Source organism: Vogesella sp. EB, assembly GCF_001037925.1.
GTDB classification, from domain to species: Bacteria; Pseudomonadota; Gammaproteobacteria; order Burkholderiales; family Chromobacteriaceae; genus Vogesella; species Vogesella indigofera.
Genome location: NZ_LFDT01000001.1, coordinates 208,964 through 223,276, shown reverse-complemented (window position 1 = coordinate 223,276; position 14,313 = coordinate 208,964). Strand labels below are relative to the sequence as shown.

Below are 14,313 nucleotides of genomic sequence, written 5' to 3'. Positions count from 1 at the left end.
ATCAGCCGCCAGAAATATCGAAGTCGAAGTATTTCTTCATCAGCTTGTGGTAAGTGCCGTTTGCCTTGATTTTGGCCAGAGCCATGTTCAAGTCTTTTTCAAGCGCAGGGCTGTCTTTTCGAATGCCGATGCCCACGCCGGGGCCAAAGATTTTGTCGTCACGCAGCGGCTCGCCGGCTAGTTCGAAATTTTTTCCTTCCGGCCTTCCCAGGAATAGCAGCTTGGCTTGTACGGTAGATTGCACCGCGCCATCCAGACGTTCGGCTCGCACGTCTGCGTATACCTGGTCTTGAGACTGGTAGCCAACCACCTGCACGCCCTTGGGTGCCCAGTAGGTACGAATGAAGGTTTCCTGGGAGGTGCCTTTTTGCACGCCGATGCGCTTGCCGCGCAACGATTCGGCAGTAGGCTGCAGACCGGAGCCTTTGCGTACCATCAGGCTGGCGGTGGACAGGTACATACGGTTGGTGAAGTTGATCACTTGCTTGCGTTTTTCCGTGATCAACATGCCAGAGAGAATGGCATCGAATTTTTTGGCCATCAGGCCAGGAATCATGCCGTCGAACCCCTGTTCTACCCAGACGCATTTGGCCTTGAGTTCGGCACACATGGCATTGCCCAGATCGATGTCAAAACCGACGAGCGAGCCATCCGGTAGTTTGCTTTCGAACGGTGGGTAGTTGGGCTCGACACCGAAGCGAATGAGCTGTGTCTCGCTGGCATGGCTACCCATGCTTGCCAGGGCACAGAAGGCGAGGGTGATTCCGGTCACGCTTTTTTTCATGTTGACTCCTCTATGTGCATCTTGAGATTGAATGCGATCTGCGATTGGCTGCTGGTATGAATAAAGCCCCGATAACCCGTGGATTACCCGAAGTTTTTCTGTCTGAAGCAGGTGAAAAAAGTATTGCATAGGCGTTACAAGGGGGCGGTGAAACATATCGATGCCCCTATTCATCTGATTCAAAACTGCGTGCGCAAGGCATGGCGAGGCAGATCGCTGGTTGACAGTCGTGGTGCCTGCCGATGTAATCGGCATCCTTGCGACTGGAGTCAGTAAGCGATGAGTCAACTCCCCCCATTGCATGCATTGCGTGTATTCGAGTCGGTTGCGCGCCTCAGCAGCTTCACGGCTGCGGCTAATGAGCTGTGCCTGACTCAGAGTGCAATTAGCCACCAGATCAAGAACCTGGAAAGCTACTTCGGCTTCCCGTTGCTGGAAAAACGTAACCGGATGCCGGTGCCGACAGAGGCAGGGCAAGACCTGTTCAAGACGACCCAGATGGCGTTGCAGTTGATTGGTAGCTCGGTCTCGCGGCTTCGCGATGGGCATGGCAACCAGGTTCGGCTCAAGTCACGCCCTTCGATTGCTTACCTGTGGTTGATGCCGCTGCTCCGGGAGTTTTATCAGGAGCACCCGGATATCGAGGTGAGTTTGACCACGGTGTGGGAGGCTTCTCCCTCAGTCCATTGGGATGAGTACGACTATGTGATCCAGTACGGGCCACTAGTGCTGGCTGGCGAAGGTGTAGAACTTTTGCATGAGGAAGTCGTGGTGCCATTATGTGCCCCCGAGCTGTGCCTGAATGGAGGGTTGGCGCTGGAAGCCTTGGCGCAAGTCACGCCCATCCACCCAACCGGTGACCGCATGGGCTGGTCGCTATGGTGGAAGGCGGCTGGCTATTCGCCACAACCTGCGGCCAGAGAGCAGGTGTTCGATACCGACTACATGGCCATCGCTGCTACTTTGCAAGGTGTCGGTGTCACGTATAGCGACCCTACCTTCGTTCAGCCGGATCTGGATGCTGGCCGCCTGGTGATTCCTTATCCACTGCAGGTCAAAACGGGTTATGGGTTCTTCTTGATGTCGACAGCGCGGACCAGGGAGCGAACCTCGCTTAATGCCTTGAAGGAATGGCTGTTCCAGAAAATGCTGGAAGCAGAGGAGGGAGTGCTTCACATCGACAGGGCGCCCGGGTGAGAGTCACCTGTCTTGCCTGCATCATGCCGAAGCGAAGCCTTGGATCGTGGGGTGATAGGCGGTACAATTCGTCCCAGGTTATTTGTCCCGTCCCGGGATGTATATAAAGGAATATTTACAAGGCTGCCGGGTCTTGTCTTGATGCCTGAGTTTGAGCAGTGATGATGGGGTGCCCGAGGAGTGGCTGGCTGTGAGCCAGTGTCCCATAAGTGTCCCAAAATCAGCCGGTTGCCTTGTGTCAAGCGGGTTCGCGAGTCCCTCCTTTCGCACCACTACATTGCTTCATGGAAAACACTAAACCGCTCAAACCCAAGCACAGCAAAGGTTTCGGCGGTTTTTTGTTTTTACGCACCTGGATTGGTGCGCACTTGGCCGCAAGCGCGATGCACTGTTCATTTGGTGGCTGCGTGCTATACTCATCCCTTGCTTTTGTCGCCAGAATGCGGGCGAGCGGGGCTGCGCCCTGACTGATCCGCCTTCGGCAATACCTCTGAATTGGTGCAAAAAGCAGATTCAGCCGGTTCTTGTAAAATGTTCCGCCATCTTGCTTTTTGTCTCTGGCTTTAATCTCCCACACCTTTAAATCTAAGGATTGGACATGCAAGTACAATTGGAAACGTTGAGCGGCCTTGAGCGTCGCATGAGCATTGCCTTGCCAATGGCGGCAATCGACGCACAAGTTGCCGAGCGCCTGAAGCGCGTGGCACGCACGGCCAAAATTCAGGGTTTCCGTCCAGGCAAAGCCCCGGCCAAGATCGTTGAAATGAACTATGGCGCGCAGGTTCGTGAAGAAGTGCTGGGCGAGCAAGTGCAACAAGGTTTCTACAAGGCTGCTGTAGAGCAAAAGCTGCGCGTAGCCGGCTACCCGCGTTTTGAGTCGGTTGATGCCGCTGGCGACGCCGAAAGCTTCAAGTTTGCCGCTACCTTCGAGGTTTATCCGGAAGTTGTGGTGGGCGAACTGGCCGGCAAGGACGTTGAAAAGGCGAACACCCCAGTAACCGACGCCGAAATCGACAAGACCATCGACATCCTGCGCAAGCAACGCACCCGCTTCAACCACGTTGAACGTGCGGCTGCCGAAGGCGATCGCGTAATCATCGACTTCAAGGGCAGCATCGACGGCGTGGCCTTCGAAGGCGGCTCCGCTGAAAACTTCCCGTTCATGATCGGTCAGGGCCAGATGCTGGCTGACTTCGAAAACGGCGTAAAAGGCCTGAAGGAAGGCGAAACCGTCAGCGTGACCGTGAACTTCCCTGAGGATTACCATGGCAAGGATGTTGCCGGTAAGACTGCAGTCTTCGACATCACCCTGAAGAGCGTTGCCGAAGCACAACTGCCGGAAGTCAACGAAGAGCTGGCCAAGCAGCTGGGTATTGCCGATGGCGACATCAGCAAAATGCGCGCCGAAATCCGCAAGAACGTGGAGCGTGAAGTCAAGCGTCGCCTGACTGCCCGCAACAAGGAAGCAGTAATGCAGGTGCTGCTGGATGCGACCACCATCGAGTTGCCGAAGTCGCTGGTTGAGCTGGAAGTTGGCCGCCTGATGGAACAGGCCCGTAAGGACCTGGAACAGCGAGGCATGGCAATGAAAGATATGCCGCTGCCGGCCGATCTGTTCACTCAGCAAGCCGAGCGCCGCGTGGCTCTGGGCCTGATCCTGGCGGAAGTGGTGGAAGCCAACAAGCTGGAAGCCAAGCCTGAGCAAGTCAAGGCCATGATCGAAGAGTTCGCCGATAGCTACGAGCAGCCGGAAGACGTGCTGAGCTGGTACTACGCCAGCCCGGACCGCCTGGAAGGCCCGACTTCGATGGTTCTGGAAGACAACGTGGTTGAATTTGTGCTGTCCCGTGCCAATGTTGTCGAGAAGGAACTGTCGTTTGATGCCTTGATGGGCAACAACGGCCAATAATCAACTGTAATCCGGAGAGGTCGATGAAATCGATGATTGAACCGCAAGGTTTGGGGCTGGTGCCCATGGTGGTGGAGCAGAGCGGTCGTGGCGAACGTGCCTATGACATCTTCTCCCGCCTGCTCAAGGAACGTATCATTTTCCTGGTCGGGCCTGTCACCGATGAGTCGGCCAATCTGGTCGTGGCACAGATGCTGTTCCTGGAGTCGGAGAACCCGGACAAGGACATCTATCTGTACATCAATTCCCCGGGTGGGTCGATTACCGCCGGCATGTCGATTTACGACACGATGAACTTCATCAAGCCGGACATTTCGACCCTCTGCATTGGCCAGGCCGCCAGCATGGGTGCATTCCTGCTGTCCGCCGGTGCCAAGGGCAAGCGTTTCACGCTGCCGCATAGCCGGGTGATGATTCACCAGCCGTTGCTGTACGGCGGCGGTCTGAGCGGTCAGGTGACCGATATCGAGATTCATGCGCGCGAACTGGTGAAAACCAAGTTGCTGATGAATGAATTGCTGGCCAAGCATACTGGTCAGGCGCTGGAACAGATCCAGGCCGACACCGAGCGTGACAATTTCATGTCCGCGGAGCAGGCACTGGCTTACGGTCTGATCGACAAAGTGCTGACTTCGCGTGCCGAAGTGGCTGCCTAATTCGGGAATGGTGTGAATGGCTGACAAAAACAGCGAAAAACTGCTTTACTGCTCTTTCTGCGGCAAGAGCCAGCATGAAGTGCAGCGTCTGATTGCCGGGCCACAGGTCTACATTTGTAATGAATGTGTCGACCTGTGTACCGACATCATTCACGAAGAGCTGGAGGCCAAGCTGGGCGATGCGGCCACACCGGAAGAGGTGGCGGCCAAGTTGCCAACGCCACAGGAAATCCGCGCCAGCCTGGACCAGCACATCATCGGCCAGGAGCAGGCGAAGAAAACCCTGTCGGTTGCGGTGTACAACCACTACAAACGTTTGTACACGGCGAGCAGCAAGGACGACGTCGAACTGGCGAAGAGCAACATCCTGCTGATCGGCCCGACCGGCTCCGGTAAGACGCTGCTGGCGCAAACACTGGCGCGGCTGCTGGACGTACCGTTCGTGATTGCCGATGCCACCACCCTGACCGAAGCGGGTTATGTCGGCGAGGATGTCGAGCACATCATCCAGAAGTTGCTGCAGAAGTGTGACTACGACCCGGAAAAGGCGCAGCGCGGCATCGTGTATCTGGATGAAATCGACAAGATTTCGCGCAAGTCCGAAAATCCGTCCATCACCCGTGACGTATCGGGCGAGGGTGTGCAGCAGGCCTTGCTGAAACTGATCGAAGGCACGGTTGCCTCGGTGCCGCCGCAGGGTGGCCGCAAGCATCCGAACCAGGAGTTCATCCAGGTCGATACCACCAATATCCTGTTCATTTGCGGTGGCGCGTTCGATGGTCTGGAAAAGATCATCCGCCGTCGCTCAGAAAAGGGGGGTATCGGTTTCGGTGCCGAAGTGACCTCCAAGGATGGCGGCAAATCGCTGTCGGCGCTGTTCCAGGATGTCGAGCCGGAAGACCTGATCCGTTTCGGCCTGATTCCGGAGCTGATCGGCCGTCTGCCGGTGGTAGCGACGCTGGAAGAGCTGGACGAAGAGGCGCTGGTCAATATCCTGACCCAGCCGAAGAATGCGCTGATCAAGCAGTACCAGCGCCTGTTCTCGATGGAGAAGGTTGACCTTGAGGTGCGTCCTTCCGCACTGCGGCTGATCGCCAAGCAGGCGCTGATCCGCAAGACCGGCGCCCGTGGTCTGCGTTCGATTCTGGAGCGTGCGCTGCTGGACACCATGTACGAGCTGCCGTCGCTGGATGGCGTGACCCGCGTGGTGGTTGACGAAAAGGTGATCGAGAAGGGCGACAAGCCGCTGTTCATCTATCAGGACACTGACGACCAGACGGCACAGTCCGCCTGATTGCTCAGCGCTCCCCGAAAACCGCCGTTACCGGCGGTTTTTTATTTTAAAAGTGCAGCGATCTGCATTAGCATGCTTGATAAGTGTCAACATGCCCTTATCTGTAATTGCAACTGAATTCCTCCCTGTTAAGGTTAGGTGATATGCCCCAAACCACCGAACTCACTGATAAAGCCACGCTGCCACTGCTGCCGCTGCGCGATGTCGTTGTCTTCCCCCACATGGTCATTCCCCTGTTTGTCGGGCGTGCCAAGTCCATCCGTGCGCTGGAAAAGGCGATGGATGATGGCAAGCAAATCCTGCTGGTAGCCCAGCGCTCGGCCTCCAAGGATGAGCCGTCTGCCGAGGATCTGCATGCCATCGGCACCGTGGCGACCATTCTGCAAATGCTCAAGCTGCCCGACGGCACGGTCAAGGTGCTGGTCGAGGGCCGGCAGCGTGCCAAGGTCGATCTGGTGCATGGCGATGCCGACGAGTATTTCACCGCCGACATCACTCCGGTTGCTCTGGACGGCGCCGACACCGCCGAAGTGGAAGCGCTGCGCCGTGCGCTGCTGGCCCAGTTCGAGCAGTTCGTCAAACTGAACAAGAAGATCCCGAGCGAGATCCTGTCCTCGCTGAATGGCATCGACCGTGCCGGCCGCCTGGCCGACACCATCGTCGCGCACCTGCCGTTGAAGCTGGAGCAGAAGCAGGAAATCCTGGAGATGTTCGACATCCAGGTCCGCATCGAGCACCTGCTGGGGCTGATGGAAAGCGAGATCGACATCCTGCAGGTGGAGAAGCGCATCCGAGGCCGCGTCAAGCGCCAGATGGAAAAGAGCCAGCGCGAGTACTACCTGAACGAGCAGGTCAAGGCAATCCAGAAAGAGCTGGGCGAAGACGACGAAGCCAGCGAGATCGACGAGCTTGAGAAGAAAATCAAGCTGGCCGGCATGACGAAAGAGGCCAAGGACAAGGTGATGGCCGAGCTGAAAAAGCTCAAGATGATGTCGCCGATGTCCGCCGAAGCCACCGTGGTGCGCAACTACATCGAAACCCTGCTTGATCTGCCGTGGAAAAAGAAAACCAAGGTCAGCAAGGAAATCGATGCCGCCGAAGCCATCCTCGACGAAGACCACTTTGGCCTGGAAAAGGTCAAGGAGCGCATCCTGGAATACCTCGCGGTGCAGAAGCGTGTCGACAAGCTCAAGGCGCCGATCCTGTGCCTGGTCGGGCCGCCCGGTGTAGGCAAGACCTCGCTGGGGCAGTCGATTGCCCGCGCCACCAACCGCAAGTTCGTGCGCATGGCGCTGGGCGGCGTGCGTGACGAGTCCGAGATTCGTGGTCACCGTCGTACCTATATCGGCTCGATGCCGGGCAAGGTGCTGCAGAACATGAGCAAGGCCGGCGTGAAGAACCCGCTGTTCCTGCTGGATGAAGTGGACAAGATGGGCGCCGATTTCCGTGGCGATCCGTCGTCGGCACTGCTGGAGGTGCTGGATCCGGAACAGAATCACGCTTTCGTCGACCATTACGCCGAGGTCGATTTCGACCTGTCCGACGTGATGTTCGTGGCGACCGCCAACTCACTGAACATTCCGCCGGCGCTGCTGGATCGCATGGAGATCATCCGTCTCTCCGGCTACACCGAGGACGAGAAGGTCAGCATCGCCGTCAAGTACCTGGTCGACAAGCAGGTGAAGGCCAACGGCGTTGCCGAAGGCGAGCTGGTGATCCAGGAGGCCGCGATCCGTGACATCGTGCGTTACTACACCCGCGAGGCCGGGGTGCGCAGTCTCGACCGCGAGATTGCCAAGATCTGCCGCAAGGTAGTGACCCAGCAGTCGCTGAAGAAAGACGGCAAGACCAGCAAGGTAACGGTCACGCCGAAGAACCTTGACAAGTATCTGGGGGTGCAGCGCTTCGAATACGGCGTCGCCGAAGAACAGAACCGCATCGGCCAGGTTACCGGTCTGGCGTGGACCGAGGTTGGCGGCGAATTGCTGACCATCGAGGCGGCGGCGTTGCCGGGCAAGGGCAACATCATCCGTACCGGTCAGCTGGGCGAGGTGATGCAGGAGTCGATTACCGCGGCGCTGACCGTGGTGCGCAGCCGTGCCGCGCAACTGGGCATCCGTCCTGACTTCTACGAGAAGCACGACATGCACATTCACGTACCGGAAGGGGCGACCCCAAAGGACGGCCCTTCTGCGGGCGCTGCCATGGCCACCGCGCTGGTTTCGGTGCTGACCGGTATCCCGGTGCGTGCCGACGTGGCGATGACCGGCGAGATCACCCTGCGTGGCGAGGTGCTGCCCATCGGCGGTCTCAAGGAAAAGCTGCTGGCGGCGCAGCGTGGCGGCATCAAGCACGTGCTGATTCCGAAGAACAACGTCAAGGATCTGGCCGAGATCCCGGCCAACATCAAGAGCAAGCTGGAAATCCATCCGGTGAAGTGGTTTGACGAGGTGCTGGCGCTGGCGCTGGAGCATGCGCCGGAGCCACTGGCCGATGCCGCACCGACTGTTGCAAATCCGGCGGCGGATGATGTGCAAAATGCCCCTGTTGTAACGCACTGATGACGCTTTGTTTTGATTTAGCTGGAAAAGCGCGCTAGCATCGGCTTCCAGAAGGGGTTGATTCAGGCTTGACCCCAGCTGGAAGCCGCTTGACACAAGGTTTTTGGCCTTGTTATAAAGCTAGCGGTTTATTTCAGTACTACGTACACCGAGAACGACGAAAGGGGACTTAACGTGAACAAGTCTGAACTGATTGACGCGATTGCCGCCAAAGCAGACATTTCTAAAGCAGCTGCTGGCAAAGCGCTGGATGGCATGATCGATGCCGTAACTGACGCGCTGAAGGCTGGCGATACCGTTACTGTTGTAGGCTTTGGTACTTTCTATGTTGGTGAACGCGCAGAGCGTAGTGGCCGCAACCCGAAAACGGGCGAAACCATCACTATCGCTGCTGCCAAGTCTCCGAAATTCCGTGCCGGCAAGGCACTGAAAGACGCGCTGTAAGAGTGCACATTCCCGGGTAACCGGGAGACAGGTTGGTTCCCGTCCTGTCGTATTGTGAGGGGAGTGCACTTGAAGGCTTGAGGCAGCAAGTGTTGCGGCCCCGGCCGCAGACTCCGCCAGACAAACAACAAGGTGAACGGCAAAACCGTTCACCTTGTTTTTTTGGTAACAAACCGAATCCATGTTCAATTTTGTCCAGAACAATCAAACGGCGATCAAAGTCATCCTTGGCGCGGTAGCGCTGACCTTTGTCGGCTTTGGCGTTGGTAGCTATACCGCTGCCGTTGACGAGCCTTTCCTGGCCAAAGTCGGCGACAACAAGATTTTTGCCCGCGATGTCGAGCGCCAGCTGGAAGGCCAGCCGGCCAACGCCGCGACCCGCCAGGCGGTGCTGGAGAACCTGATTCGCCAGCAACTGCTGATTGCTGCGGCTGAGCGCAACGGCATCACGCCGAGCGTGGAGCAGCTGCGCCAGGCGATTGCCACCATTCCGACGTTCCAGGAAAACGGCAAGTTCAGTCAGGCCCGTTACGCCGAATTCATCAAGAGCCGCTACCGCTCGGCAGAGGATTTCGAAGCTGACGTCCGCCGTGACCTGATGCTGCAGACGCAGATCACGCCGTACCTGAATACCCATTTCGTGTCGTCCAGCGTGCTCGCCCGCATGGGTGCGCTGTTCGGCGAATCGCGCGAAGTGCGCGAAGTGCTGATCACACCGGCCGGTTTTGCCGCCGACGTCAAGATTGACGACGCTGCCGTCAAGGCCTACTACGACAGCAATAAGACGCGCTACCTGGAGCCGGAATCGGCGGTGATCGAGTACGTGTCGCTGTCGCTGGATGAGGTGGCGGCGACGCAGATGGTCAGCGATGCCGAGGCGCAGGCATACTTCGACAAGCACAAGACGGAATTCGGCAGCGAAGAGCGCCGCGTGTCGCATATCCTGTTGACCGTGGATGCGGCGGCGAAGCCGGAAGCCAAGGCGGCGGTGAAGGCGCAGGCGGAAGCGCTGCTGCAGCAGCTCAAGACCAATCCGGCCGGCTTTGCCGCGCTGGCCAAGGCCCGTTCGCAGGATCCGGGCTCGGCCGAGCAGGGCGGTGACCTCGGCTTCTTCGGCCGTGGCGCGATGGTCAAGCCATTCGAGGAAGCAGCCTTTGCGCTGCAGCCGGGCCAGATCAGTGCCGTGGTGGAAACCGAGTTCGGCTTCCACATCCTGAAACTGGATGAAGTGAAGGCGGTCGATTTCGCCGGCCAGAAGGCGGCGGTGATCGAGAAGCTGAAGCGCGACAAGGCCGGCGCCAGCTATCGTGCGCAGCTGGAGAAGATGGGTGATCTTGCCTACCAGCAGCCGGACTCGCTGCAGGGGCTGGCCGAGCAACTGAAGCTGACAGTGAAAACCGGGCCGGCGATGAGCCGCAGCGGTATCGCCGGTGACGCGGTGCTGGGCAATGCCAAGGTGCTGGAAGCGGTCTACGGTGACGATGTGCTGAAGAAGAAGCACAACAGCGAACCGGTGGAACTGTCGGCCAGCAATGCGGTGGTACTGCGCGTGAAGCAGTATCAGCCACAGCGCCAGAAGCCGCTGGCCGAGGTGCAGGCGCAAGTGCGCGCCGAGCTGACCGCGCGTGAGGCGGCCAACCGTGCCGAGAAGCGCGGCCTGCAACTGGTGGCCGACTTCAAGGCCGGCAAGGGGCTGGATGGCCAGAGCTGGGGCGCGTTGCGCAAGGTGTCGCGTCGTGCCGCCAACGGCATGGCCGTACCGGAGCTGCGCGCGGTGTTTGCGGCCAACGTTGGCAAGCTGCCTGCGTTTGCCGGTGCCCGCCGCGACAACGGTGACTACGTGATCTATCGCATCGACAGCGTCGACAAGGCACCGACCGCTTCGGCGCCGGAACTGGCGCAGCTGAAGGGCGTGCTGGGCGAGATGTCGGCCAATACGGTGCTGATCTCCTACCTGGACGAGCTGCGCAATCGCGACAAGGTGATGATCAGCCAGCAGCCGGCGGATCAGTAAACCGGCAGCAAGCAAAAAGGCCCCGCAAGGGGCCTTTTCTGGTTTTTCCCTCAGGGCAGGGATCAGGCAGCGAAGTTTTTCGCCACGAAGTCCCAGTTCACCAGCTTCCAGAAGCCTTCCAGGTAGTTCGGACGGCTGTTGCGGTAGTCGATGTAGTAAGCGTGCTCCCACACGTCGCAAGTCAACAGTGGCTGCTTGTCGGTGGTCAGCGGGGTAGCGGCGTTGCTGGTGGACACCAGATCCAGGCTGCCGTCGGTGTTTTTCACCAGCCAGGCCCAGCCGGAGCCGAAGGTGCCAACGGCACAGGCAGCAAAGGCTTTCTTGAATTCGTCGAACGAACCCCACTTGGCGTTGATGGCGTCAGCCAGCGCGCCGGTCGGTTCGCCACCGGCGTTCGGTGCCAGACCGAACCAGTAGAAAGTGTGGTTCCACACCTGAGCAGCGTTGTTGAAGATGCCACTGGAGGATTTCTTGACGATTTCTTCCAGCGAGGCGTTCTCGAACTCGGTACCCTTGATCAGGTTGTTCAGGTTGGTGATGTAGGTCTGGTGATGCTTGCCGTAGTGGAATTCCAGGGTTTCCTTGGAAATGATCGGTGCCAGGGCGTCCAGCGCGTACGGCAGTTCGGGCAGTTTGTGTTCCATCGTGCTCTCCAGAGTTAAAAAGTAAAACAGCATGCGCTGTTCGACCAATGAAGTTTACTGTAATTGTGCGAATGCGCCAATTCTTGACTAAATCACTACACTAAAGGTTCGCTTTGTGCATTTCGACGTAATTGTGATCGGCGCCGGCGCCGCCGGCATGATGTGTGCTGCCACCGCCGGCCAGCGCGGCCGCCGCGTGCTGCTGCTGGATCACGCCGCCAAGCTGGCGGAGAAGATCCGCATTTCCGGTGGCGGGCGCAGCAACTTCACCAATGTGCACGCCCGTCATGACTGCTATGTGTCGGAGAATCCGAATTTCTGCCGCTCGGCACTGGCGCAGTACACGCCGCAGCACTTCATCGCGCTGATGGAGCGCCACGGTATCGCCTATCACGAGAAAAAGCTGGGACAGCTGTTCTGCGACGACAGTAGCCAGCAACTGATTGACATGCTCGATGCCGAGTGCCGTGCGGTGGGCGTGGATCGCCGCATGGGCGTGACCGTGCACCAGGTTGGCTGCAACGAGGCGTTCCAGCTTGCAACCTGCGCCGGCAGCTTCAGTTGCGAATCGCTGGTGATCGCCACCGGCGGGCTGTCGATCCCGCAGATCGGGGCCACCGCCTTCGGCTACCAGATCGCCGAGCAGTTCGGCCTGCCGGTAACAAAGCTCGATCCGGCGCTGGTGCCGCTGACCTTCCACGTCGAGGATGCGGCCCGCTTTGCGCCGCTGGCCGGGGTATCGCTGGATACCGAGGTGCGCATCGGCAAGGTGCGCTTCCGCGAAAACGTGCTGTTCACCCACAAGGGCCTGTCCGGGCCGGCCATCCTGCAGATTTCCAGCTACTGGCAGCCGGGGCAGGAGATCGTCATCGACTTGCTGCCGGATCTGGATGCCGAGGCGTGGCTGGAAGAACGCGCCGGCAGCGAGCAGCTGCTGGCCAACGCCATGGGCGAGCTGGGCTGGCCGAAGCGTTTTGCCGAGGCGTGGCTGGACGGGCAGGGCGCCAATGTGCGCGGCAAGGATCTGGCGCCGAAAAAGCGCCGCCAGCTGGCGGAAACGCTGCACAACTGGCGCGTGCTGCCCAACGGTACCCAGGGCTACAAGAAGGCCGAGGTCACCCGCGGCGGGGTGTCCACCAAGGCGCTATCGTCGAAGACGATGATGGCGAATGAGGTGCCGGGGCTGTTCTTCATCGGCGAGGTGGTCGACATCACTGGCTGGCTGGGCGGTTATAACTTCCAGTGGGCGTGGTCTTCCGGCTTTGTCGCCGGCAAAAACTGTTAGAATCACGCTCTCTCCTGCCTGGCTGCGGCCAACCTTGTGGTGTGCGCCCGCGCGCACCCGTGGTCGGCCGTGCCACGGCTAAATGGCATCACCGGATACCCCAAGCTTTATGAGCGATTACGATTTCAACGACTCCTCGGTGGCGGCCATCCGCACGCCGCCACACTCGATCGAGGCCGAGCAATCGGTACTCGGCGGCCTGCTGCTGGACAACAGCGCCTGGGAAAAGATTGCCGACCTGCTGACCGAGGCCGATTTCTACCGCCACGATCACCGCGTGATCTTCAAGCACATCGCCAGACTGGTCGACATCGCGCGTCCGGCGGACGTGGTGACCGTCTCCGAAAGCCTGGACAAGAATGCCGAGCTGGGCAGCGTCGGCGGCCTGGCTTACCTCGCGATGCTGGCGCAGAACACGCCGTCGGCGGCCAACATCCGCCGCTACGCCGAGATCGTGCGCGAGCGCTCGGTGATGCGCTCGCTGGCGCTGGTCGGCACCGAGATCGCCGAATCGGCCTACAACCCGCTGGGCCGCGACGCGGCGCAGCTGCTGGATGAGGCCGAGGGCAAGGTGTTCCAGATCGCCGAATCCACCGCCAAGTCCAAGCAGGGCTTCCTGGAAATGCCGGCGCTGCTGAAAGAAGTGGTCGAGCGCATCGACATGCTCTACAGCCGCGACAATCCGGACGAGGTCACCGGCGTGCCGACCGGCTTTACCGATCTCGACGCCAAGACCTCCGGCCTGCAGCCGGGGGACCTCGTGATCGTCGCCGGCCGTCCGTCGATGGGCAAGACCGCATTCTCGATGAACATTGCCGAGCACGTGGCGATCGAGGCCGGCCTGCCGGTGGCGGTGTTCTCGATGGAAATGGGTGGCACCCAGCTGGTGATGCGGATGCTGGGTTCGGTCGGTCGGCTGGACCAGCACATCCTGCGTACCGGCAAGCTCGGTGACGAGGACTGGCAGAAGCTGACCTACGCCATCGGCAAGCTGTCCGATGCGCCGATGTACATCGACGAAACCCCGGCGCTGACCGCGCTGGAGCTGCGCGCCCGGGCACGGCGACTGGCGCGCCAGCACGGCGGCAAGCTCGGCCTGATCGTGATCGACTACATGCAGCTGATGTCGGGCTCCGGCCGCAGCGACAACCGCGCCTCCGAGCTGGGCGAGATCTCGCGTGGCCTGAAGGGCCTGGCCAAGGAGCTGCAGGTGCCGGTGATCGCGCTGTCGCAGCTGTCGCGTAGCGTGGAACAGCGTACCGACAAGCGGCCAATGATGTCCGACTTGCGCGAATCCGGCGCCATCGAGCAGGACGCCGACATCATCATCTTCATGTACCGCGACGAGTACTACAACCCCGATTCGCCGGACAAGGGTCTGGCGGAAGCCATTATCGGCAAGCACCGTAACGGCCCCACCGGCAAGGTGCGGCTGGCGTGGCTGGGCATGCACGCCAAATTCGACAACGCGGCGATACACGGCGTCACCGGCTGGGCCGACGCCGACGGTTAAGCAATTTGTTGC

At 59.6% G+C, this 14,313-nt stretch carries 11 protein-coding genes; 9 read left to right on the top strand and 2 right to left on the bottom strand.

Annotation, left to right across the window (positions count from 1 at the left end; all coding sequences use genetic code 11):
• Position 1: 1 nt before the first annotated feature.
• Complete coding sequence (locus ACG97_RS01050; RefSeq protein ID WP_047965444.1) at positions 2 to 784, bottom strand: ABC transporter substrate-binding protein; 783 nt, start codon at positions 782 to 784, stop codon at positions 2 to 4.
• A gap of 279 nt (positions 785 to 1,063) precedes the next feature.
• Between ACG97_RS01050 and ACG97_RS01045 the strand changes: the two genes are divergently transcribed.
• From ACG97_RS01045 to ACG97_RS01015, 7 genes are all read left to right on the top strand, one after another.
• On the top strand, positions 1,064 to 1,981 hold the full coding sequence (locus tag ACG97_RS01045) for a LysR substrate-binding domain-containing protein (RefSeq protein ID WP_053068014.1): 918 nt from the start codon (positions 1,064 to 1,066) through the stop codon (positions 1,979 to 1,981).
• Positions 1,982 to 2,579: 598 nt separating this feature from the next.
• Complete coding sequence (gene tig / locus ACG97_RS01040) at positions 2,580 to 3,890, top strand: trigger factor (protein ID WP_047965443.1); 1,311 nt, start codon at positions 2,580 to 2,582, stop codon at positions 3,888 to 3,890.
• A 23-nt stretch (positions 3,891 to 3,913) separates the two neighbouring features.
• A complete protein-coding gene (gene clpP / locus ACG97_RS01035) occupies positions 3,914 to 4,546 on the top strand; it encodes an ATP-dependent Clp endopeptidase proteolytic subunit ClpP (protein WP_047965442.1) in 633 nt (210 codons plus the stop codon).
• A 16-nt stretch (positions 4,547 to 4,562) separates the two neighbouring features.
• Positions 4,563 to 5,840, top strand: a complete 1,278-nt coding sequence (clpX, locus tag ACG97_RS01030; protein ID WP_047965441.1) for an ATP-dependent Clp protease ATP-binding subunit ClpX — start codon at positions 4,563 to 4,565, stop codon at positions 5,838 to 5,840.
• A gap of 143 nt (positions 5,841 to 5,983) precedes the next feature.
• Entirely contained in the window at positions 5,984 to 8,401 is a 2,418-nt protein-coding gene (lon, locus tag ACG97_RS01025; protein ID WP_047965440.1) for an endopeptidase La, read from the top strand.
• Positions 8,402 to 8,575: 174 nt separating this feature from the next.
• On the top strand, positions 8,576 to 8,845 hold the full coding sequence (locus tag ACG97_RS01020; RefSeq protein WP_017509554.1) for an HU family DNA-binding protein: 270 nt from the start codon (positions 8,576 to 8,578) through the stop codon (positions 8,843 to 8,845).
• Positions 8,846 to 9,026: 181 nt separating this feature from the next.
• Entirely contained in the window at positions 9,027 to 10,859 is a 1,833-nt protein-coding gene (locus ACG97_RS01015) for a SurA N-terminal domain-containing protein (RefSeq protein ID WP_047965439.1), read from the top strand.
• A 62-nt stretch (positions 10,860 to 10,921) separates the two neighbouring features.
• On the opposite strand, the gene ACG97_RS01010 is transcribed toward ACG97_RS01015, so the two are convergent.
• Complete coding sequence (locus ACG97_RS01010) at positions 10,922 to 11,503, bottom strand: superoxide dismutase (protein WP_047965438.1); 582 nt, start codon at positions 11,501 to 11,503, stop codon at positions 10,922 to 10,924.
• A 115-nt stretch (positions 11,504 to 11,618) separates the two neighbouring features.
• On the opposite strand from ACG97_RS01010, the gene ACG97_RS01005 reads away from it, so the two are divergent.
• On the top strand, positions 11,619 to 12,788 hold the full coding sequence (locus tag ACG97_RS01005; protein ID WP_082133595.1) for an NAD(P)/FAD-dependent oxidoreductase: 1,170 nt from the start codon (positions 11,619 to 11,621) through the stop codon (positions 12,786 to 12,788).
• 109 nt (positions 12,789 to 12,897) lie between these two features.
• The gene (dnaB, locus tag ACG97_RS01000) at positions 12,898 to 14,301 is read left to right on the top strand and encodes a replicative DNA helicase (RefSeq protein WP_047965437.1); all 1,404 of its coding nucleotides are present in this window, start codon (positions 12,898 to 12,900) and stop codon (positions 14,299 to 14,301) included.
• The last annotated feature ends 12 nt before the right edge of the window (positions 14,302 to 14,313 follow it).

Bases quoted from the DNA above. Each gene is read 5' to 3' on its own strand.
- ACG97_RS01050 (WP_047965444.1), bottom strand. From the start codon at position 784: ATGAAAAAAAGCGTGACCGGAATCACCCTCGCCTTCTGTGCCCTGGCA.
- ACG97_RS01045 (WP_053068014.1), top strand. From the start codon at position 1,064: ATGAGTCAACTCCCCCCATTGCATGCATTGCGTGTATTCGAGTCGGTT.
- tig (WP_047965443.1), top strand. From the start codon at position 2,580: ATGCAAGTACAATTGGAAACGTTGAGCGGCCTTGAGCGTCGCATGAGC.
- clpP (WP_047965442.1), top strand. From the start codon at position 3,914: ATGAAATCGATGATTGAACCGCAAGGTTTGGGGCTGGTGCCCATGGTG.
- clpX (WP_047965441.1), top strand. From the start codon at position 4,563: ATGGCTGACAAAAACAGCGAAAAACTGCTTTACTGCTCTTTCTGCGGC.
- lon (WP_047965440.1), top strand. From the start codon at position 5,984: ATGCCCCAAACCACCGAACTCACTGATAAAGCCACGCTGCCACTGCTG.
- ACG97_RS01015 (WP_047965439.1), top strand. From the start codon at position 9,027: ATGTTCAATTTTGTCCAGAACAATCAAACGGCGATCAAAGTCATCCTT.
- ACG97_RS01010 (WP_047965438.1), bottom strand. From the start codon at position 11,503: ATGGAACACAAACTGCCCGAACTGCCGTACGCGCTGGACGCCCTGGCA.
- dnaB (WP_047965437.1), top strand. From the start codon at position 12,898: ATGAGCGATTACGATTTCAACGACTCCTCGGTGGCGGCCATCCGCACG.